The organism is Streptomyces sp. NRRL S-1813, from assembly GCF_000719605.1.
In the GTDB taxonomy this organism is placed as follows: Bacteria; Actinomycetota; Actinomycetes; order Streptomycetales; family Streptomycetaceae; genus Streptomyces; species Streptomyces decoyicus.
In genome coordinates, this window is record NZ_JOHB01000011.1 from 92,005 (window position 1) to 109,843 (window position 17,839).

Consider the following 17,839-nt stretch of genomic DNA (forward strand, 5'->3'; position numbering starts at 1 on the left):
GCATACCCTGAACACGAATATCTGCGTCCGCCGGTCTTTCAGTGAGGAGTTCGGCCGCGGCGGCCATATACGGATTCCGTCGCTTGAGGTTGCGCCGTTCCCCGCGCGCACGATTTTCGTCGTGAGGGAGATCGATTCCCAATGGACCTCAACACCATCACCGAAGTCGTCCGGCGACCGCCCGACCGGCCAGGCGCCCGGTGGCGGGCGGGCGATGCCTGGCTCGCCGGCGGAACATGGCTGTTCTCCGTGGCGCAGCCGGACCTGCGCCGCCTGATCGACCTGACGGCGTTGCGCTGGGAACCCCTCGTCCCGAGCGGAGCGGGCCTCGGGATCGGCGCCACGTGCACCATCAGCGAGCTGTATGCCTGTGCGCTGCCGGACGAGTGGATCGCGGGCCGCCTCTTCGCGAAAAGCTGTGAGGCGTTCCTGTCCTCGTTCAAAGTCTGGAGTTCGGCGACCGTCGGCGGCAATATCTGCATGTCCTTGCCGGCCGGCCCCATGATCACGCTGATGGTCGCGCTCGAGGCACAATACGAGCTGTGGGCTCCTGACGGTTCCGCGCGCACCGTCGATGCCCTCGACTTTGTGACCGGCGACCATCAGAACATTCTCGGCCCCGGGGAAATCCTGCGGCGCATCGATATTCCGGCGCACGCCCTGCAAAAACGCACCGCGCACCGCCGCTTCTCGCTGACCCGCCTCGGCCGTTCGACGGTATTCCTCATCGGTACCCGATCGCCGGGAACGAGCGACCTGCTGCTCACCGTCACCGCCGGCACCACACGGCCGGTGCGCATGGCCTTCGGCACCATGCCCGATGCCCGGACGCTGGAGCAGAGCATCGACGCCCTCCCGGCCGAAGTCTGGTTCGCCGATGCCAACGGAACCCCCGGCCACCGCCGCCACCTCACACAGCACTTCGCCGAAGAGATCCGTCGCGAACTCATGGCCGGGGGCCCGGCATGACCTACCTCGTGAACGGCCGGAGATTCGACGAGGAACCGGACCCCGGTCAGTGCCTGCGCACTTTCCTCCGCGCGCTCGGCCACCACGGCGTCAAAAAGGGGTGCGACGCGGGCGACTGCGGCGCCTGCACGGTGTGGCTGGACGGCAGCCCGGTCCACAGCTGCATCACCCCCGCTTTCCGTGCGGACGGCCATGAGGTGACGACGATCGAGGGGATCGGATCCCCCGGGAATCTGCATCCGGTGCAGCGGCAGTTCCGCGACGCCCCGGGATTCCAGTGCGGTTTCTGCACCGCAGGGATGATCATGACGTCGGCAACGTTCACCGAGGCCCAGAAGGCGGACCTGCCGCGGGCGTTGAAGGGGAACCTCTGCCGCTGCACCGGCTATCGAGCGATCGAGGATGCCGTGAAAGGCGTTGCCGGTGTGGCACGGGCCGCGCCGGGAAAGGCCGTCGGGACGAGCGTCGGTGCGCCGGCGGCCGAGGACGTGGTGACCGGTCGCGCCGAGTTCACGATGGATACGCACCTCGACGGCATGCTGCACCTCAAGGTGCTGCACTCACCCCACGCGCACGCCCGGATCGTCTCGATCGACAAGTCCGCCGCACTTGCGGTTCCCGGCGTGCAGCGCGTCTACACCTGGGAGGACGTGCCGCGCAGGCGCTTCACCACGGCGATCCACACCGACCATCTCGTGGACCCGGACGACACCTACCTCCTCGACCACACCGTCCGCTTCGTCGGCCAGCGCGTCGTCGCGGTCCTGGCCGACTCCGTCGGGGCGGCAGAAGAGGGCTGCCGGCAGGTCGTCGTGGAATACGAGGTGCTGCCGGCGGTATTCGACCCCGAAGAGGCCATGTCCGAGGGGGCGCCGCAACTGCACGGCGCGGTGGACCCCTTCGTCCTCGACCCCGTCCACAACATCCTGGTGGAGATTCATTCGCAGATCGGTGAGGTCGACGCGGGGTTCGCCGAGGCCGATGTGATCCACGAAGGCACGTACTTCTCCCCACGGGTGCAGCATGCGCATCTGGAGACCCACGGCTCGATCGCCTGGATGGACAACGGCCGCCTGAACGTCCGTACCAGTTCGCAGTCGCCGTCGATCGCGAAGGTCAAACTGGCCCATCTGTTCGCGCTGCGCCCGGACCGGCTCCGGGTGTTCTGCCAACGCGTGGGCGGCGGCTTCGGCGGCAAACAGGAAGTGATCTCGGAGGATCTGGCCGCGCTCGCCGCCCTGGACACCGGGCGGCCGGTCTCCTTCGAGTACACCCGGGAGGAGGAGTTCACCACCGCTTCGCCACGGCACCCGATGACGCTGACGGTCAAGCTCGGCGCGAAGACGGACGGCACGCTCACGGCGCTCCAGGTCCGCAATGTGTCGAACACGGGCGCCTATGGCAACCACGCCGGCGAAACGCTGTACGCGGGCGGCGCCGCCGTCATGATCTACCGCTGCCCCCACAAGAAATACGACGCGTTCTCCGTCTACACCAACACCGTGCCGAGCGGGGCACTGCGCGGTTACGGGATGACGCAGCCGGCGTTCGCCATGGAGTCGGCGATGGACGAACTCGCACGCGCCCTGCACATGGATCCACTCGCACTGCGACGGCGCAACATCGTGCGGCCGGCCGAGCCGCTCCTCGCCATGCAGGAGGGCCCCGACGACGTGGTGTTCACCGAGGACGGCCTCGCGAAGTGCATCGACCTGGTGGACGCGGCCCTGGCCCGTACCGCCGAGGTGCCGCCGCCCGGCCCCGGGTGGCTCGTCGGGGCCGGTGTCGCGAGTTCCCTGCACGAGACCGCGCCGCCGACCGAACACCTCTCCGAGGCCTGGGTCACGCTGGGCGACGACCTCGTGTACGAGGTGGCCGTCGGCACCGTCGAATTCGGCGAGGGCACGTCGACCGCGCATGTCCAGATCGCGGCCCACCAGTTGGGTACGACCCCGTCGCGCATCCGGCTGGTGCAGTCCGACACCGACCGCACGGCCTTCGACACCGGCGCCTTCGCGAGCGCGGGCCTGTTCGTGGCGGGCAACGCGGTACTCCGCGCGGCCGATGCCGTGCGCGACCGCATCCTGGAATTCGCCGCCGCGTACACGGGCGAGCATCTGGTGATGTGCTCGATGGACGACGAGAGCGTCCGCTGCGGTGACCGGCGGGTGCCGTTGGCGGAGCTCGTCGCCTCCGCCCGCGCGCGCGGAATCCGGTTCACCGCCGCCCGCAAGGCCCACGGCTCACCCCGCAGCGTCACCTCCAATACGCAGGGTTTCCGCATCGCCGTCCATCCGGTGACGGGCGAGATCCGCATCCTTCACAGCGTCCAGGCGACCGACGCCGCCGTCATCATCAACCCCGCGCAGGTCCGGGGACAGGTGGAAGGCGGTGTCGCCCAGGGAATCGGCTTCGCGCTGACCGAGAACCACCACGTCGACGCGAACGGTGCCATGGCCAACCCGGACCTACGCAACTACCGCATCCCCGCCTACGCCGACGTCCCCCGCACCGAGGTGCTGCTGGTGGACTCGGCGGATTCCCTCGGGCCCCTGCGGTCGAAGGGGATCGCGGAATGCTGTATCAACCCGGTGGCCCCCGCGCTGGCGAACGCGCTCCATGACGCCACCGGCGTCCGCTTCCGCGCACTGCCCCTGACACCGGAACGCATCTACCGACGGCTCGGCGACAGCGCGTCGGTGACGACGGGCCGGCGCACATGACCACCGAAGAGTCGCACGGTGCCGAGGCGACGGTCATCATCGGCCAGAAGGTCCGGCCCGGAATGGAGCGGGAATTCGAAGCGTGGCAGGAGGACCTCAACGCCGCTGCCGCCGACTACGCCGGTTTTCTCGGCGCCGAGATCTCCCCGCCGACGCGGCTGCAACCCGACTGGGTGGTCGTCTACCGGTTCGACTCGATCGCCCATCTGCAAGCGTGGATCAACAGCGCCACCCGGCAGGGCTTCCTCGACCGTGGTGGTGCGTATCTCGACGGTCCGCCGACCCAGCAGGTCGTCAGCGGCGGCATACGGCCACCGGACCCGCTGGTGACCGTCGTGGTGACCCACCGCGTCCACCCGGATCACGTCGACGCCTTTCTCGCCTGGCAGCGCCGTATGGACCAGACGGAGAGCGCCTTCGAAGGCTTTCGCGGAACCGAACTGTTCCGCCCGGTCGAGGGGCTTCAGAACGAATGGACCACGCTGTACCGCTTCGACAGCGCCGAGCACCTCGATGCCTGGCTGACGTCGGCGGAGCGGCAGAAAGTGCTCGCCGAGGGCGAGAAGTTCCACGACTTCCGCATGCGCACGATCGACAACTCGTTCGGCAGCTGGTTCGCCTTCGAGGAGAACGGCAAGGAAGCGCCGCCGCCCTCGGAGACCAAAACCTCCGTCGCGGTCTGGGTCGGCCTGTACCCGACCGTGGTGTTGCTGACGCTCGCCCTGTCGCCGCTGAAGATGCCGCTCTGGCTCGGGCTGCTCGTGGGCAACCTGCTGTCGAGCTTCATCATGAGCTTCGTGACGATGCCCTTCTACGTGAACCCGCTGCTCAGACGGTGGCTGCGGCCGCGCCCTGACGCACCGGCGATGAAGACCCACCTCGTCGGCCTCGGCACCGTCGCCGCGGTGATGGTGTTCTGGGCCGTGGTCTTCTACCTCGTGACGACGCAGCTCTTGCATCTGCCCTGACCCGGCGCCCCCGAACGCCGACGCACGGGCCACGACCCGGATGTACACGGCACGGGAAGAACGGTTGACTGCCCTTATGACGATCAATGATCCGCACAGACCCGGCGAGGGCATGGTCACCTTCCGCGTGAGCGGCCAGGGTGTCGACGAGCTCAGCTACGCCGTGCAGGCGCCGGGCGACTCCGGCGGCGAAGAGCAGGTGCTCCGGCCCGAGTTGCCGTGGTTCGTGGTGACCGACGCGCGGGGCGTGGGCGCCATGCCGATGCTCACCCTCACCCTTGAGGGGCCCGACGCCCACGCGGAGTGCGAGATCCTCACCGACGGCGCACCGGCCGTCCGCGGCACCGTCCAGGGCCCCGCGGCGACCGCCGTGTTCATGGCACGCGCCGCCGCCTCATAGAGTTCCGCCATGGACTCCTTTCTCCCCGGAATAGCCCTCCTCGTCATCTCCATCGCCCTCGTGGCCTCCACCACCGACCGTCGCTCCAAGGCGGTCGACCGCCGGCTCCAGCGGCTGGAGCGCAAAGTGGACCTGCTGCTGGCCCATGCGGGTGTCGCCGAGCCCGAGGACCCCAGAATGGCCGAGATCGACGACCTGCTCGCCCAGGGCAAGCAGATCCAGGCCATCAAGGTGCACCGCGAGGTGACCGGTTCCGGCCTCGTCGAGGCCAAGGAAGCGGTCGAACGCCGGATGCGCTGACGGGCCGTTGGGCAGAGGATGGCCAAAAGGCCCCCGCCGGGCCCCACCTGGCCACCTCATGCACACCCGGGAAGCGAGAGCCGATGGCAGCGACCGAAGCGACCAAAGCCGCTGATGAGGCGTATGACGTCATCGTGCTGGGAGCCGGGCCGACCGGTGAGAACGTCGCCGACCGGGCGCATGCCGCGGGGCTGAGCGCGGTGCTCGTGGAGAGCGAACTGGTCGGCGGCGAATGCTCCTACTGGGCGTGTATGCCCAGCAAGGCCCTGCTGCGCCCGGTCACCGCCCGCGCCGAGGCGCGCCGGGTCCCCGGCCTCAAGGACACCGCGGACGTGCCCCTGGACGTGCCCGCGGTGCTCGCCCACCGTGACGAGTTCACGTCCTACTGGAAGGACGACGGACAGGTCCGCTGGCTGGACTCGGCCGGCATCGACCTGGTCCGCGGCCACGGCCGGCTGGCCGGACCGCGGCGGGTGGTCGTCGACGGCGAACGGGTGCTCACGGCACGCCATGCGGTCGCGGTGTGCACCGGCAGCCGCGCGGTGGTGCCCCCCGTCCCCGGGCTGGCCGAGGCCAGGCCCTGGACCAGCCGCGACGCCACCAGCGCCAAGGCCGTGCCGGGCCGCCTGGTGGTGGTCGGCGGCGGCGTGGTGGGCGTCGAGATGGCCACCGCCTGGCGGGCCCTGGGCTCCTCCGCGACGCTGCTGGTGCGCGGCGACGGGCTGCTGCCCCGTATGGAGCCGTTCGCCGGCCACCTCGTCACGGAATCGCTCGCCGAGGCCGGTGTCTTCCTGCGGACCGGTGTCGAGGTGCGTGAAGTACGCCGCGAAGCCCCCGGCGGCCCGGTCACCGTCCTGCTGGACTCCGGGGACGAGATCATCGCCGATGAAATCCTGATCGCCACCGGCCGGGCCCCGCGCACCGACGACGTCGGCCTGGAGACGGTCGGCCTGACCCCCGGCTCCTGGCTGGACGTCGACGACAGCCTCCGGGTGAGGGGGGTGACCGGCGGCTGGCTCTACGGCGTCGGCGACGTCAACCACCGCGCGCTCCTGACCCATCAGGGCAAATACCAGGCCAGGATCGCCGGTGCCGCGATCTCCGCACGCGCCCGGGGCGTCCCGATCCTGGAGTCCGACCGCTGGGGCGCGCACGCCGCCACCGCGGACCGCCTCGCCGTCCCGCAGGTCGTCTTCACCGACCCCGAAGTCGCCTCGGTGGGCCTGACCGCCGCCGCGGCGGAGCAGGCCGGCTACCGCATCCAGGTGATCGACCAGGACGTGGCGGCCGTGGCCGGGGCCTCCCTGTACGCGGACGGCTACCGCGGCCGGGCCCGGATGGTCGTCGACCTGGACCGTGAGGTGGTGCTCGGCGCCACCTTCGTCGGGTCCGGCGTCGGCGAGCTGCTGCACTCCGCGACCGTCGCGGTGGCCGGCGAGGTCCCCATCGAGCGGCTGTGGCACGCGGTGCCCTCCTACCCGACGATCAGCGAGGTGTGGCTGCGGCTGCTGGAGGCCTACCGCGGCTGAGGCGGCGTCCCGGCCCCTCGGGGTCAGGCGCCTGCTCGCGGTTCAGGCGTCTCCTCGCGGTTCAGGCGGCGTCCGCGCCCAGGGCCGCGGCGATCCGCAGCTGCCCGGCGGCCTCGCCGGCCCGCCCCTGGCGCTCCAGGGTGCGGCCGAGCATCAGCCGGGCGTACTCCTCGACCGGATCGCGGTCCAGGACGGCCCGCAACTCGGCTTCGGCGCGCCCCAGTTGGGCGGAGTGGTAGTAGGCGCGGGCGAGCAGCAGCCGCGGTGCGACCGGCTGCGGGTCCTCGTCCACCAGCCCGCGCAGGATCCGGGCCGCGGCGGTGAAGTCCTTCGCCTCGAAGAACAGCTGGGCCCGCGCCCAGCGGTCGGCGGCGACGCCGTGCTCGTAGTAGCCCTCGTCGTACGGCGTCGAGCCGGTGGCGTATGCCGTGACACCGGTGCCGTACGCCGTGAAGCCGGTGTCCTGCCCCGTCGGTGCGCGGTAGCTCTCGGTCATACCGGGCCCAACAGTGCGGACCGGTGGAACATTCCACCGGCCCGGCCGGCGCAGCGCGGTGCGGCGCCGGCCTCCCCGTCGCGGTCCGTCCCCCTGGCGGCTCGGTACGCCACCCCTACGCCCCGGGCTCGGGGGACTCCTCGGAGGGCAGGGTGCCGCCCGGCCGCAGCTCGTCCGACGACGCCATGGCGAGCAGATCGCTCAGCCCTTTGTCGAGGCTCAGATGCCCCTGCTCGGACCCCGGCGGGACCAGCCGCAGGGTGCGCTCCAGCCAGGCGGAGACCGCCGGGGCCGGTGCCTCCAGCAGCGCCCGCCCGTCCGGCGAGTCGAGCTCGACACAGACCAGGCTGCGGCCGTCGAACTTGGTCGGCCACACCCGCACATCACCGTCGCCGCACGGCCGGAACACCCCCTCGACGAGCAGTTCGCGGGCGAAGGTCCAGTCGACCGGGGAGTCCGAACCGATATGAAAGGTGACATGGACGGCGTACGGGTCGTCCGTCCGGTACGTCAGCCGGGCCGGCACCGGAACGCTCTGCTCCGGCGATACGACCAGGCCCAGCTCCAGCTCTCGTTCCACCACGGTGTGCATCAGGTCCGCCTCTCATCGCTCCCGCGGACACCCGGTACCGGGCCCGCACAGAGGAAGAGGCGCCGGACGCCGGACCATTACACGACTTCGTACAACTTTTTTCCCGGGCCTCTTCCAGGTGGTCGTGGGCGGGCATGAGCACCGATGCGACCCGGGGTCTGATAGATGTGGACGCCGCGTTGCGGCAGACTGCACCCCACACCCACCAGGCCGAGTACAGATACGGGACTTCGGACATGAGCGCCCCTACCTCAGGATCCGCCGGCGGTAGCCCCACGCCAGGCTTCTACCCGGACCCGTCCATCCCCGGCTACATCCGGTACTGGAACGGTGCCGCATGGGTGCCGGGCACCAGCCGGCCCGCCCCCGCCGAGGGCGAGGCGATGCCCGCCCCGCCGCCCGGCGTGGCCCCGCTCCCCGCCGTCGAGGAGACCGGCCCGGTCTTCTTCGACGAGGAGGAGGCGGCCGGCGGCTCCGCGGTGCCGGCCGTACGCCGCAGCGGCGAGGTCGAGGCCCGGCCCGCCCTCGGCTGGGACGACCCGGCCCGGCTGCACGGCAGCGGCCCCGAACCGGCGGCCGCCTGGCAGGCCGATGCCTCCCGGCAGGGCGGGTACGGCGGCGAGAACGACCGCCGGATCTCCTGGGGCTCACCGGACCAGGCGCCCGCCGGCACGCCGTCGGGCGGCGCTTCGTGGGGCACGGTGCCGCCGCAGCGCGAGGAGCAGGGCGGTGCCGAGGCCCCGGCCGGCGAGACGCCCGGTGCGTCCTCGCCCGACGCGCGCCCCGAGGGCCCGTCCGACGGGACGGTCGCCATCCGGGCCGTGAACCCGGCCGCGCGCCGCGGCGGGAACTCCGGCGACCAGGGCACCACCGCGATCCGTGCGGTACGCCCCGACGCCGGCAAGCCCGCCAAGGGCGGCGAGACGATGGCCATCCGCGTCGCGGGCGCCGGCCGCGGCCCGTCCGCCGCGCCCGGTGACGGCTCCCCGCAGTCGCTGCCGTCGGTCGGCGACCCGCAGCAGGGCCACCCGGCCCCGCAGAGCCCCGCCCCGCAGCAGAGCACGGGCCCGGCGGCCCGGAACCAGGCCCCGCAGAACCCGGCCCCGCACAGTCCCGCACCGCGTCCCGCCCCGCAGAGCCCGGTGCAGCAGCCCCCCGCTCAGCAGGCGGCCGCGCCCTCGGCGGGCTTCCCGCCGCAGGGCGGTGCCGCACCGGCCGGGACCGGCGCGCAGGGCGCCGACGCCGACGGCGTCATCCCCTGGAAGCCGCCGGCCGCCGCCGACCCCTTCTCGGCGCTGGCGCAGGCCGCGCAGGGCCATCCGGCCGGCCTCGGCCGCAGGCTGGCGGCCCGGCTGATCGACACCCTGGTGCTGGGCGCCCTCACGGCCGCCGTCGCCGTCCCCATGTGGGGCACGGTCACCGACCACCTCGACGCCAAGGTCGAGGCGGCCAAGCAGTCCGGCCGCCAGGTGACGGTCTATCTGATCGACGGCACCACCATCCCGGTCTTCGCCACGATCCTGGCCGTCCTGCTGATCGGCGGTGCGCTCTACGAGGCGCTGCCCACCCTCAAGTGGGGCCGCACCCTGGGCAAGAAGCTGTGCGGCGTGCGGGTCCTGGACATCGAGAGCCATGACACCCCGACCCTCGGCGCCGCGCTCAAGCGCTGGTTCGTCTACAGCGTGCTCGGCGTGCTCGTCGTCGGCGTGCTGAACGTCGTCTGGTGTGTGTTCGACAAGCCGTGGCGCCAGTGCTGGCACGACAAGCTGGCGCGGACGTTCGTCGCCTCCGGCTGAGACCGTCCGCCGGGCCGTTCGCCGGTGCCTGTCCTCCGCCGGACCGCCGCGGTGGCCGGGCGCCGCCGCGGCGCACCGCGGTCGCAGGGCCTGTCGTCAAAGCCCCGTCGTTCGACCGTAGGGCGGGCCTGGCGACGTCTGGTGCGTGCGCGGCTTGCGGGACTTCGAAGACATGCCCCGGAGAGCGGCATCCTTCCCCCGAACGGACTTCGCCGGATGCGGCGGGCCGCGACAAGGGGTCGACTCGGGCCATGAGTACCGACCAGCCCCCCGGTGAGCCGCCGGAGAACGACCCGTTCCTGAAGAAGCCGCAGGAGCCCCCGGCGGGCGGCGCTCCCCGTAACAGTGCTCCCCGTGAGAACGGCGCCCCTCGCAACCACGCGCCGCGCGGCAACGGTGCGGGCGCAGGCGGTACGGGCGCTGGTGAGGGCGGTACGCCACCCCCGGGAGGCCCGCCGCCCCCGCCGCCCGGTGGTACCCCGCCGCCCTATGCGGGCGACCCCTACGGCAGTGGCCCGTATGCCGGTGACCCCTACGGCGGACAACCCGGGCCGGCCGACCCGCTGGCCGGGATGCCGCCGCTGGCGAACCGCGGCCGCCGCCTCGTGGCGCGCATCATCGACGCGATCATCATCGGGGTACCGGTGTCCGTGATCATGACGCTGATCGTCGGTGGCGTGGACTACTTCAGTACCGACAGCGTGGAGGCCGGTAGGCAGTCGACGGTATCGGGCGTCACCATGCTGGCGTATCTCATCTACGACGGGCTGATGATCTCAAGCCGCGGCCAGACCCTCGGCAAGATGGCGATGAAGATCCGGGTCGCGATGCTCTCGAACGGCTCGACCCCGACCGCCCAGGCGAGCTGGATCCGCGCCGCGGTCTATACGCTGCCGGAGATCGTGCCGTGCTGCGGCTTCATCTTCTGGCTGGTCAACGTCCTGTGGTGTACCTGGGACCAGCCGTATCACCAGTGTCTGCACGACAAGGCGGCGAAGACCGTGGTGGTGTCCGCGGAGACGGGTGGCGCCCGCTCAGCGTGAGTGCCCGTTCAGCGTGAGTGCTCGCCGACCCGGGCGTCCGTGGTGGCGGCCGGGGCGGTGAAGCTTCCCCAGCGGGTGCGGGGAGGTCCCGCCACCGGCCGGACGGGCTCGGGCAATGTCGGTACGGACCTCAAGGGGGCAGGCGATCCGTCCCGTACGAGACGCCGGCGGACCACCTGCGGCACCCCGGGCATCGGGACCGTCATGGCGACCAGCAGCCCGAGCCCGAGCCCGGCGATGGCGATGACCGCGACCCCGACCCCGGTCTGCGTCTGCGAGAGCAGCAGCATCGCGAGGGTGGAGAGAAAGACGGTGGCCGAACCGTAGGCGAGCTGTGCGGCAGTCGGACGAGGCATGGCGAATCCGTCCTCGGAGGGTCGGCAGGGGGGTGTCGGTCAAGGGCGCGCCATCAAACGAGCCTACGGTCCTTTTTGCCCGAGCGGAACGCCAAGTAAGCGTGACCTAACCCACGGTTCCGGTGCACAGGGGGCGCACCGAGCGGCCGTGTCTGCGCCTGCCCGGTGCCGTCATGGCTGTTGGGGGCGGGGGCGCATGCCCGTCGGGCATATACACCGGGTCCCTGCCCGCCGCGGTGACGCCCGGAGCGCTGCTGCCGCGCGGCGTCCGATACCCGTAACTCGCGGACCGAGAAACGTACTTCGCTGACGTGCCCAAGTCAAGATCTGTCTTTTTCCCCGTACTTCCGGTCGAATGCCGTCGAACAGTGACCGGTTCGAAGGGGAGGACAGCGCCAAGTGAGAGACAACAGAACGGTGTTCAGATCGGCCGCCCTGGCCACGGCAATCGCCGCGATCGGGGCGGCCGCTTTGTCTTCGGGGGTGGCTGCGGCCGACGCGCAGGGACCGTCGCCCCTCGCCAGGCGCCATGACCCCGCCCCCGAGCAGACCGTGGACCATGACCTCAAGGGGCCGTTCAGCGAGCGGCAGGCGGCCGAGCGCAAGGAAGCGCTCCAGCAGGTCATCTCCGGCGACGCCAAGACGACCGAGCGGAACGGCTCCAAGGTCGTCAAGCTCGGCAAGAGCAAGTACGTCGAGCTCGCCCGGCAGAAGACCGACAAGATCTTCACCGTCCTGGTGGACTTCGGCGACAAGGTCGACGACACCACGATGTTCGACCCGGACGGCGACGGCCCGAAGCCCCCGGTGAAGAAGTACGGCGGCGACCCCGGCCCGGCGCACAACAAGATAGCCGAGCCGGACCGTGCCGAGGACAACAGCACGGCCTGGCAGAAGGACTTCAACCAGAAGCACTTCCAGGACCTCTATTTCTCGCACGACAAGAAGAAGCAGTCGCTGGCCAAGTACTACGAGAAGCAGTCCTCGGGCCGCTACTCGGTCCAGGGCGAGGTCTCCGACTGGGTCAAGGTCGACTACAACGAGGCCCGTTACGGCTCCAACTACTGCGGCCAGACCAACTGTGCCAGCGCCTGGGACCTGATCCGCGACGGCGTCAACCAGTGGGCCAAGGACCAGAAGGCCAAGGGACGTACCGACGCCCAGATCAAGACCGACCTGGCCAAGTACGACCAGTGGGACCGCTACGACCACGACGGCGACGGCAACTTCAACGAGCCCGACGGCTACATCGACCACTTCCAGATCGTGCACTCGGGCGAGGACGAGTCCGCGGGCGGCGGCGTCCAGAAGACCAACGCCATCTGGGCGCACCGCTGGTACGCCTACGGCACCGACGCCGGCCGGACCGGCCCCGGTGCGAACAAGGCGGGCGGCACCCAGATCGGCGACACCGGGATCTGGGTCGGCGACTACACCATGCAGCCGGAGAACGGCGGACTCGGCGTCTTCGCCCACGAGTACGGCCATGACCTGGGCCTGCCGGACGAGTACGACACCAGCGGCACCGGCGAGTCCTCCGTGGACTTCTGGTCGTTGATGTCGGGCGGCTCCTGGCTCGGCACCGGCAAGAACAGCATCGGCGACCTGCCCGGCGACATGAGCGCCTGGGACAAGCTCCAGCTGGGCTGGCTCAACTACGGCAAGGCGAAGGCCGCGAAGAAGTCCACCCACAAGCTGGGCGTCGCGGAGTACAACACCAAGAACAAGCAGGCGGTGGTCGTCGAACTGCCCGCCAAGCAGGTCAAGACGGAGATCGTCACGCCCGCGGAAGGCTCCCACCAGTGGTGGAGCGGCATGGGCGACGACCTGAAGAACACGCTGTCCCGGCCGGTGGACCTCACCGGCAAGGCCAAGGCGTCGCTGACGCTCAAGGGCTGGTGGGACATCGAGAAGGACTACGACTACCTCTACGCCGAGGTCTCCACCGACGGCGGCGCCAACTGGACCGCCCTGGACGGCACCGCGAACGGCAAGGCCCTGCCGCGTGACGGCAGCGACAAGCCCGCGCTGACCGGCACCGTCGGCGCCTACCAGGACCTCGCCTACCCGCTGGACGCCTACGCGGGCAAGAAGATCGACCTCCGCTTCCGCTACCAGACCGACGGCGGCGCGGCGCAGAAGGGCTTCGCGGCCGACAGCATCGGCGTCACGGCCGACGGCAAGCCGCTGTTCAGCGACAACGCCGAGGGCGACGACAACGGCTGGACCAGCAAGGGCTTCTCGCGCATCGGTGCGTCCTTCACCAAGGACTACCCTCAGTACTACATCGCCGAGAACCGCCAGTACGTGTCGTACGACAAGACCCTCAAGGTCGGCCCGTACAACTTCGGCTGGACCACCGCCAAGCCGAGCTGGGTGGAGCACTTCCCGTACCAGAACGGCGTGCTGATCTGGCTGTGGGACACCTCGCAGGCGGACAACAACGTCGGCCAGCACCCCGGCTACGGGCAGATCCTGCCGGTGGACGCGCACCCGAAGGCCGAGCGGTGGACCGACGGCAAGCTGATGCGCAACCGCTTCCAGTCCTACGACTCGACCTTCACGCGCTACCGGACCGACGCCCTGACGCTCCACAAGGACGGCAAGCAGGTCAAGATCAAGTCGAAGCCGGGCGTGACGCTCTTCGACGACCGGCACGGCGTCTACTACGACAAGGCGAACCCGACCGGCGGTGTGATCGTTCCTGACACCAACACCCGGATCAAGATCACCAAGGAGGCCCGGGACGGCTCCGCGGTGACGCTCCAGGTCGGCCGCTCCGGTAAGTAAAAGGTAAAATCGCAGGTCAGATGCTATTCGGCCGCCGCCCCCTAGCGGGCGGCGGCCGATTCGCGTTTAGATGCGTCTACAGTTCCTTGTTGACGCGAAGTCTCACGGGGGAGATATGACGATGTCCGGTGGCGGTTTCATCAGGCTTCCTGGCGGAAGCGTGGTGGTCGCCCTCTCGCTGCCCAGACCGCCCCACGGGGCGCGCGGCGGCCTCTACGACTGCGGTTGCCGGGTGCGGGTCCTGGTCCACGCCGTGAACCGACAGCGCGCCCTGACCAGGCTGCGCAACCTCGGGCTGCGGGCCGTCTACCTGCGCGGCAACAGCGAGCCGCCCACACCCGACGAGATCACGGCCGTCCTGCACCATCCGGACGGCCTGGTCTGGCGCGAGACCCCGGAGGACGACACCGAGTCCTGGCACCCGATACGGGCGCTGCTGCGCAATCCGGCGCTCCCGGTCAGGGGGAAGGGCCGGGACGGGGACGACGAGCGCCCCGCATCGGCCGCCTGACGGGCCCCGCGGGCGGCTCAGCCGCCGAGGACCACCGGCTTGCCGGTCAGCTCGGCGCCGGCCGCCCGCAGCTCCTCCAGTGCCCGCTCGGTGGTGCGCGCGGCCACGCCGGCGGTCAGATCCAGCAGGACATGGGTGCGCAGCCCGGCGCGGACCGCGTCCAGGGCGGTGGCGCGTACGCAGTGGTCGGTGGCGATGCCGACCACATCGACCTCGCTGACGCGGTGCGCGTGCAGCCAGTCCGCGAGCGGGACGCCGTTCTCGTCCGCGCCCTCGAAACCGCTGTAGGCGCCGGTGTGGGAGCCCTTGTCGAAGACCGCGTCGATGGCGCCGGAGGCGAGCACCGGGGCGAAATTGGGGTGGAAGCTGCTGCCTTCCGTGCCGGCCACGCAGTGCACCGGCCAGGAGTGCTCGTAGTCCGGGGTGTCGGAGAAGTGGTCGCCGGGATCGATGTGGTGGTCCCGGGTGGCCACGACATGGCGGTAGCAGCCGCCGGCCGCCTGGCCGATCAGATCGGTGATGGCCGCCGCGACATCCGCACCTCCCGCCACCGCGAGGCTGCCGCCCTCACAGAAGTCGTTCTGCACATCAACGACGATCAATGCCCGGTGCATGGTGCGTGCCTTCCGGCTGGAAATCGGGGGAGGGGCGCGGAGCAGTGGTGTGACCGAGGGTAGCCACTGGAAGGGGTTTGCGGGAGTGGTGCGGAGCCCGGCGGGGCCGCGGATGCCGGGCACGGCGTGCGGCAGCCGCCGCCCGGCACCCCGCTCGTGGGCGACGGCGCCCGGTCAGACGTACTCGGTGGGCAGGACGGGCTCGCCGCGGGAGAGCTGGGTCGCCGACAGCGGCAGCCGGTCGCGGGCGGCGATGTGCCGGTCGCGGGCGGCGTCCAGCGGCTCGCGGGCGACCACCTTGCCGGCGCTCACCAGCGGCACCAGCAGCTGCCGGTCGGCCAGCTCCGCCGGGACCGGCCCGGTGCCGATGACTTCGGCGACGGCCACACCGTCCTCGTCGACCCGGCGCGCGGCCCACTTACGGCCGCCGTGCGAGGTCTTGGCGCCCATCGACTTCTTCGCGACCGGCCGCAGCGGCATGCCGGGTTCCTCGCCGTCGGCGCGGGCGACCAGCTTGTAGACCATCGAGCAGGTCGGGTGCCCGCTGCCGGTCACCACCTGGGTGCCGACGCCGTACGCGTCCACCGGCGCGGCGGCCAGCGAGGCGATGGCGTACTCGTCCAGATCGCTGGTCACCACGATCTTGGTCTTCCCGGCGCCCAGCTCGTCCAGCTGGTGGCGCACCCGGTGGGCGATCAGCAGCAGATCGCCGGAGTCGATCCGTACGGCGCCGAGACCGGGCCCGGCCACCTCCACGGCGGTGCGCACCGCCTCGGTGACGTCGAAGGTGTCCACCAGCAGGGTCGTACCGCTGCCGAGGGTCTCGACCTGCGCGGTGAAGGCGTCCCGCTCGGTGTCGTGCAGCAGGGTGAAGGCGTGGGCGCTGGTGCCGACGGTGGGGATGTTGTAGCGGAATCCGGCCGCCAGGTCGGAGGTGGTGTGGAAGCCGCCGACGTACGCGGCGCGGGACGCGGCCACCGCCGAGAGCTCATGGGTGCGGCGGGCGCCCATCTCCATCAGCGGGCGGTCGCCGGCCGCCACCGACATCCGGGAGGCGGCCGCGGCCACCGCGGAGTCGTGGTTGAGGATCGAGAGGATCACCGTTTCCAGGAGGACCGCCTCGGCGAAGGTGCCCTCGACCCGCATGACCGGGGAGCCGGGGAAGTAGACCTCGCCCTCCGGGTAGCCCCAGATGTCGCCGCGGAAGCGGTAGCCGGCCAGCCACTCCAGCGTCGGCTCGTCGAGGATGCCGCGCTCGCGCAGGAAGCCGAGGATCGTCTCGTCAAAACGGAAGTTCTCCACCGCGTCCAGCACCCGGCCGGTGCCGCCCACCACGCCGTAGCGGCGGCCCTCGGGAAGCCGGCGGGTGAAGACCTCGAAGACCGAGCGCCGGTCCGCGGTGCCGGACCGCAACGCGGCTTGCAGCATGGTGAGTTCGTACTGGTCGGTGAAGAGCGCAGTCGACGGCACGGCCACCGGCAGCCCCAGGTCTGCTGTGTTCATGGAGGAAATGCTACCCCCGATACTCGTCACTCTGACGATAGTGCTCCGGGAGGCACAAAAGGCCGCCCACGGCCTCGGTGCACAGCTGGCCGACGCGGCCCGCGCGAGGGGCATTTGTGCGTCGCCCGCCCCCGGGTGGCAGCATGGGGCCTGTGAGCGCCCACCCGTCACCCACAATTACGCTCCGGCCGCATCGCTGCACCCTCAGTGTCCCGGTCGAGACCGAGCGTCCCGAGTCGAGCGAGGCTCCCTTCGAGGTCCCCGAACCCGATGTCCCGTGGGTCACGATCGTCCACAACGACCCGGTCAACCTCATGAGCTATGTCTCGTACGTCTTCCAGTCGTACTTCGGCTACTCCAAGGACAAGGCGCACCAGTTGATGCTCGACGTCCATCACAAGGGACGCGCGGTGGTCTCCAGCGGCAGCCGCGAGGAAATGGAACGCGACGTGCAGGCCATGCACGGCTACGGCCTGTGGGCGACCCTCCAGCAGGACCGCAAATGACCGGGCACTTCGAGCCGCAGCCCGGCGGCGGCGCCGCCGTACCCCTCGACGAGATCGAGATCTCCATCCTGCGCAGCCTCGCCGTCCAGCTGATGGAGCTGCTCGGTCCGGGCGAGGAGGCCGGGGAGAGCGAGAGCGACGACCTGCTGGCGTCGATCTTCAACGACGGCCCCAGCGAACCGCCCGCCGACCCGGTCCTGGCCCGGCTCTTCCCCGACGCCTACGGCGGGCCCGACCTCGTCCCCGACGACGATGTGCAAGCCGCCTCCGCCGAGTTCCGCCGGTACACCGAGAACGATCTGCGCTCCCGCAAGCGCGAGGACGCCCTGGCGCTGATCCGCGCGCTGGACACGCTGGCGCCCGCCGGTGACCGCGCGACGCTCCGCCTCGACCCGGGTGAGTGCCGGCAGTGGCTGGGTGCTCTCAATGACCTCCGGCTGGCCATCGGAACACGGCTTGAAGTGACCGATGAAGAGGACGGCGGCGAGCTGCTGCGGCTGCCGGACAGCGACCCGCGCAAGCCGATGGTGATGGCTTACCTCTGGCTCGGCGGGCTCCAGGAGACTCTCGTCGAGTCCTTGATGGGCTGAAATCCGGACGTACTACCCCCTCCGTTGGCGCATCGTTCGCTCAGCGGATGATCAAATCCGGATAACGATCGCATCACTACCCCCATGTGAATTGCGGCACTTAAGCGCCCTTGTCCCCTTTCTCTCATGGTTTGATTCACGCCATCCCTAGGC

Annotated in this window: 17 protein-coding genes; 12 read left to right on the forward strand and 5 right to left on the reverse strand. The window is 70.7% G+C overall.

The genetic code is table 11. From position 1 onward, the window contains the following. Positions 1–141: 141 nt before the first annotated feature. From IF67_RS0118150 to IF67_RS0118175, 6 genes are all read left to right on the forward strand, one after another. Entirely contained in the window at positions 142–969 is an 828-nt protein-coding gene (locus IF67_RS0118150) for an FAD binding domain-containing protein (RefSeq protein ID WP_030986869.1), read from the forward strand. Then, positions 966–3,692: a molybdopterin-dependent oxidoreductase gene (locus tag IF67_RS0118155; protein ID WP_030986871.1), complete on the forward strand. Its 2,727-nt coding sequence runs from the start codon at positions 966–968 to the stop codon at positions 3,690–3,692. Before IF67_RS0118150 ends, IF67_RS0118155 begins: the two co-directional genes overlap by 4 nt. Continuing rightward, on the forward strand, positions 3,689–4,660 hold the full coding sequence (locus IF67_RS0118160) for an antibiotic biosynthesis monooxygenase (protein ID WP_030986873.1): 972 nt from the start codon (positions 3,689–3,691) through the stop codon (positions 4,658–4,660). The genes IF67_RS0118155 and IF67_RS0118160 overlap by 4 nt, the downstream gene beginning before the upstream one ends. Before the next feature lie 76 nt (positions 4,661–4,736). Next, positions 4,737–5,060: a hypothetical protein gene (locus IF67_RS0118165; protein ID WP_051818225.1), complete on the forward strand. Its 324-nt coding sequence runs from the start codon at positions 4,737–4,739 to the stop codon at positions 5,058–5,060. A 9-nt stretch (positions 5,061–5,069) separates the two neighbouring features. After that, a complete protein-coding gene (locus IF67_RS0118170) occupies positions 5,070–5,360 on the forward strand; it encodes a ribosomal protein L7/L12 (RefSeq protein WP_030986877.1) in 291 nt (96 codons plus the stop codon). 83 nt (positions 5,361–5,443) lie between these two features. Beyond that, the gene (locus tag IF67_RS0118175; RefSeq protein ID WP_030986879.1) at positions 5,444–6,889 is read left to right on the forward strand and encodes a dihydrolipoyl dehydrogenase family protein; all 1,446 of its coding nucleotides are present in this window, start codon (positions 5,444–5,446) and stop codon (positions 6,887–6,889) included. A 61-nt stretch (positions 6,890–6,950) separates the two neighbouring features. On the opposite strand, the gene IF67_RS0118180 is transcribed toward IF67_RS0118175, so the two are convergent. Next, positions 6,951–7,235 carry a tetratricopeptide repeat protein gene (locus tag IF67_RS0118180; RefSeq protein ID WP_051818245.1) on the reverse strand — a complete coding sequence of 95 codons (285 nt, stop codon included), beginning with the start codon at positions 7,233–7,235 and terminating at the stop codon, positions 6,951–6,953. 265 nt (positions 7,236–7,500) lie between these two features. Then, positions 7,501–7,977 carry an SsgA family sporulation/cell division regulator gene (locus IF67_RS0118185; RefSeq protein WP_030986883.1) on the reverse strand — a complete coding sequence of 159 codons (477 nt, stop codon included), beginning with the start codon at positions 7,975–7,977 and terminating at the stop codon, positions 7,501–7,503. A 236-nt stretch (positions 7,978–8,213) separates the two neighbouring features. On the opposite strand from IF67_RS0118185, the gene IF67_RS0118190 reads away from it, so the two are divergent. Both IF67_RS0118190 and IF67_RS0118195 read left to right on the forward strand, forming a co-directional pair. Beyond that, a complete protein-coding gene (locus IF67_RS0118190) occupies positions 8,214–9,773 on the forward strand; it encodes an RDD family protein (protein ID WP_030986885.1) in 1,560 nt (519 codons plus the stop codon). Positions 9,774–10,024: 251 nt separating this feature from the next. Further along, positions 10,025–10,816, forward strand: coding sequence for an RDD family protein (locus IF67_RS0118195; RefSeq protein WP_030986887.1), 792 nt, complete (start codon positions 10,025–10,027; stop codon positions 10,814–10,816). An 8-nt stretch (positions 10,817–10,824) separates the two neighbouring features. Here the strand turns inward: IF67_RS0118195 and IF67_RS0118200 are convergent, their stop codons facing one another. Beyond that, complete coding sequence (locus IF67_RS0118200) at positions 10,825–11,172, reverse strand: hypothetical protein (RefSeq protein WP_030986889.1); 348 nt, start codon at positions 11,170–11,172, stop codon at positions 10,825–10,827. Between the two features lie 399 nt (positions 11,173–11,571). Here IF67_RS0118200 and IF67_RS0118205 point away from each other — a divergent pair, with 399 nt between their 5' ends. Both IF67_RS0118205 and IF67_RS39310 read left to right on the forward strand, forming a co-directional pair. Next, complete coding sequence (locus IF67_RS0118205; RefSeq protein ID WP_030986891.1) at positions 11,572–13,962, forward strand: immune inhibitor A domain-containing protein; 2,391 nt, start codon at positions 11,572–11,574, stop codon at positions 13,960–13,962. 121 nt (positions 13,963–14,083) lie between these two features. Continuing rightward, entirely contained in the window at positions 14,084–14,473 is a 390-nt protein-coding gene (locus IF67_RS39310) for a hypothetical protein (RefSeq protein ID WP_051818248.1), read from the forward strand. A gap of 17 nt (positions 14,474–14,490) precedes the next feature. Here the strand turns inward: IF67_RS39310 and IF67_RS0118215 are convergent, their stop codons facing one another. Both IF67_RS0118215 and IF67_RS0118220 read right to left on the reverse strand, forming a co-directional pair. Next, the gene (locus tag IF67_RS0118215) at positions 14,491–15,087 is read right to left on the reverse strand and encodes an isochorismatase family protein (protein ID WP_030986894.1); all 597 of its coding nucleotides are present in this window, start codon (positions 15,085–15,087) and stop codon (positions 14,491–14,493) included. 174 nt (positions 15,088–15,261) lie between these two features. Continuing rightward, positions 15,262–16,590 (reverse strand): nicotinate phosphoribosyltransferase, encoded by a 1,329-nt coding sequence (locus tag IF67_RS0118220; RefSeq protein WP_030986896.1) that lies wholly within the window; start codon positions 16,588–16,590, stop codon positions 15,262–15,264. 152 nt (positions 16,591–16,742) lie between these two features. On the opposite strand from IF67_RS0118220, the gene clpS reads away from it, so the two are divergent. After that, positions 16,743–17,096: an ATP-dependent Clp protease adapter ClpS gene (clpS, locus tag IF67_RS0118225; protein WP_107050243.1), complete on the forward strand. Its 354-nt coding sequence runs from the start codon at positions 16,743–16,745 to the stop codon at positions 17,094–17,096. Next, complete coding sequence (locus IF67_RS0118230; protein WP_030986900.1) at positions 17,093–17,686, forward strand: DUF2017 domain-containing protein; 594 nt, start codon at positions 17,093–17,095, stop codon at positions 17,684–17,686. Before clpS ends, IF67_RS0118230 begins: the two co-directional genes overlap by 4 nt. The last annotated feature ends 153 nt before the right edge of the window (positions 17,687–17,839 follow it).

Excerpts from the sequence above, each read along its gene's own strand:
- IF67_RS0118150 (WP_030986869.1), top strand. The coding sequence starts at position 142 with ATGGACCTCAACACCATCACCGAAGTCGTCCGGCGACCGCCCGACCGG.
- IF67_RS0118155 (WP_030986871.1), top strand. The coding sequence starts at position 966 with ATGACCTACCTCGTGAACGGCCGGAGATTCGACGAGGAACCGGACCCC.
- IF67_RS0118160 (WP_030986873.1), top strand. The coding sequence starts at position 3,689 with ATGACCACCGAAGAGTCGCACGGTGCCGAGGCGACGGTCATCATCGGC.
- IF67_RS0118165 (WP_051818225.1), top strand. The coding sequence starts at position 4,737 with ATGACGATCAATGATCCGCACAGACCCGGCGAGGGCATGGTCACCTTC.
- IF67_RS0118170 (WP_030986877.1), top strand. The coding sequence starts at position 5,070 with ATGGACTCCTTTCTCCCCGGAATAGCCCTCCTCGTCATCTCCATCGCC.
- IF67_RS0118175 (WP_030986879.1), top strand. The coding sequence starts at position 5,444 with ATGGCAGCGACCGAAGCGACCAAAGCCGCTGATGAGGCGTATGACGTC.
- IF67_RS0118185 (WP_030986883.1), bottom strand. The coding sequence starts at position 7,977 with ATGCACACCGTGGTGGAACGAGAGCTGGAGCTGGGCCTGGTCGTATCG.
- IF67_RS0118190 (WP_030986885.1), top strand. The coding sequence starts at position 8,214 with ATGAGCGCCCCTACCTCAGGATCCGCCGGCGGTAGCCCCACGCCAGGC.
- IF67_RS0118195 (WP_030986887.1), top strand. The coding sequence starts at position 10,025 with ATGAGTACCGACCAGCCCCCCGGTGAGCCGCCGGAGAACGACCCGTTC.
- IF67_RS0118200 (WP_030986889.1), bottom strand. The coding sequence starts at position 11,172 with ATGCCTCGTCCGACTGCCGCACAGCTCGCCTACGGTTCGGCCACCGTC.
- IF67_RS39310 (WP_051818248.1), top strand. The coding sequence starts at position 14,084 with ATGTCCGGTGGCGGTTTCATCAGGCTTCCTGGCGGAAGCGTGGTGGTC.
- IF67_RS0118215 (WP_030986894.1), bottom strand. The coding sequence starts at position 15,087 with ATGCACCGGGCATTGATCGTCGTTGATGTGCAGAACGACTTCTGTGAG.
- IF67_RS0118220 (WP_030986896.1), bottom strand. The coding sequence starts at position 16,590 with ATGAACACAGCAGACCTGGGGCTGCCGGTGGCCGTGCCGTCGACTGCG.
- IF67_RS0118230 (WP_030986900.1), top strand. The coding sequence starts at position 17,093 with ATGACCGGGCACTTCGAGCCGCAGCCCGGCGGCGGCGCCGCCGTACCC.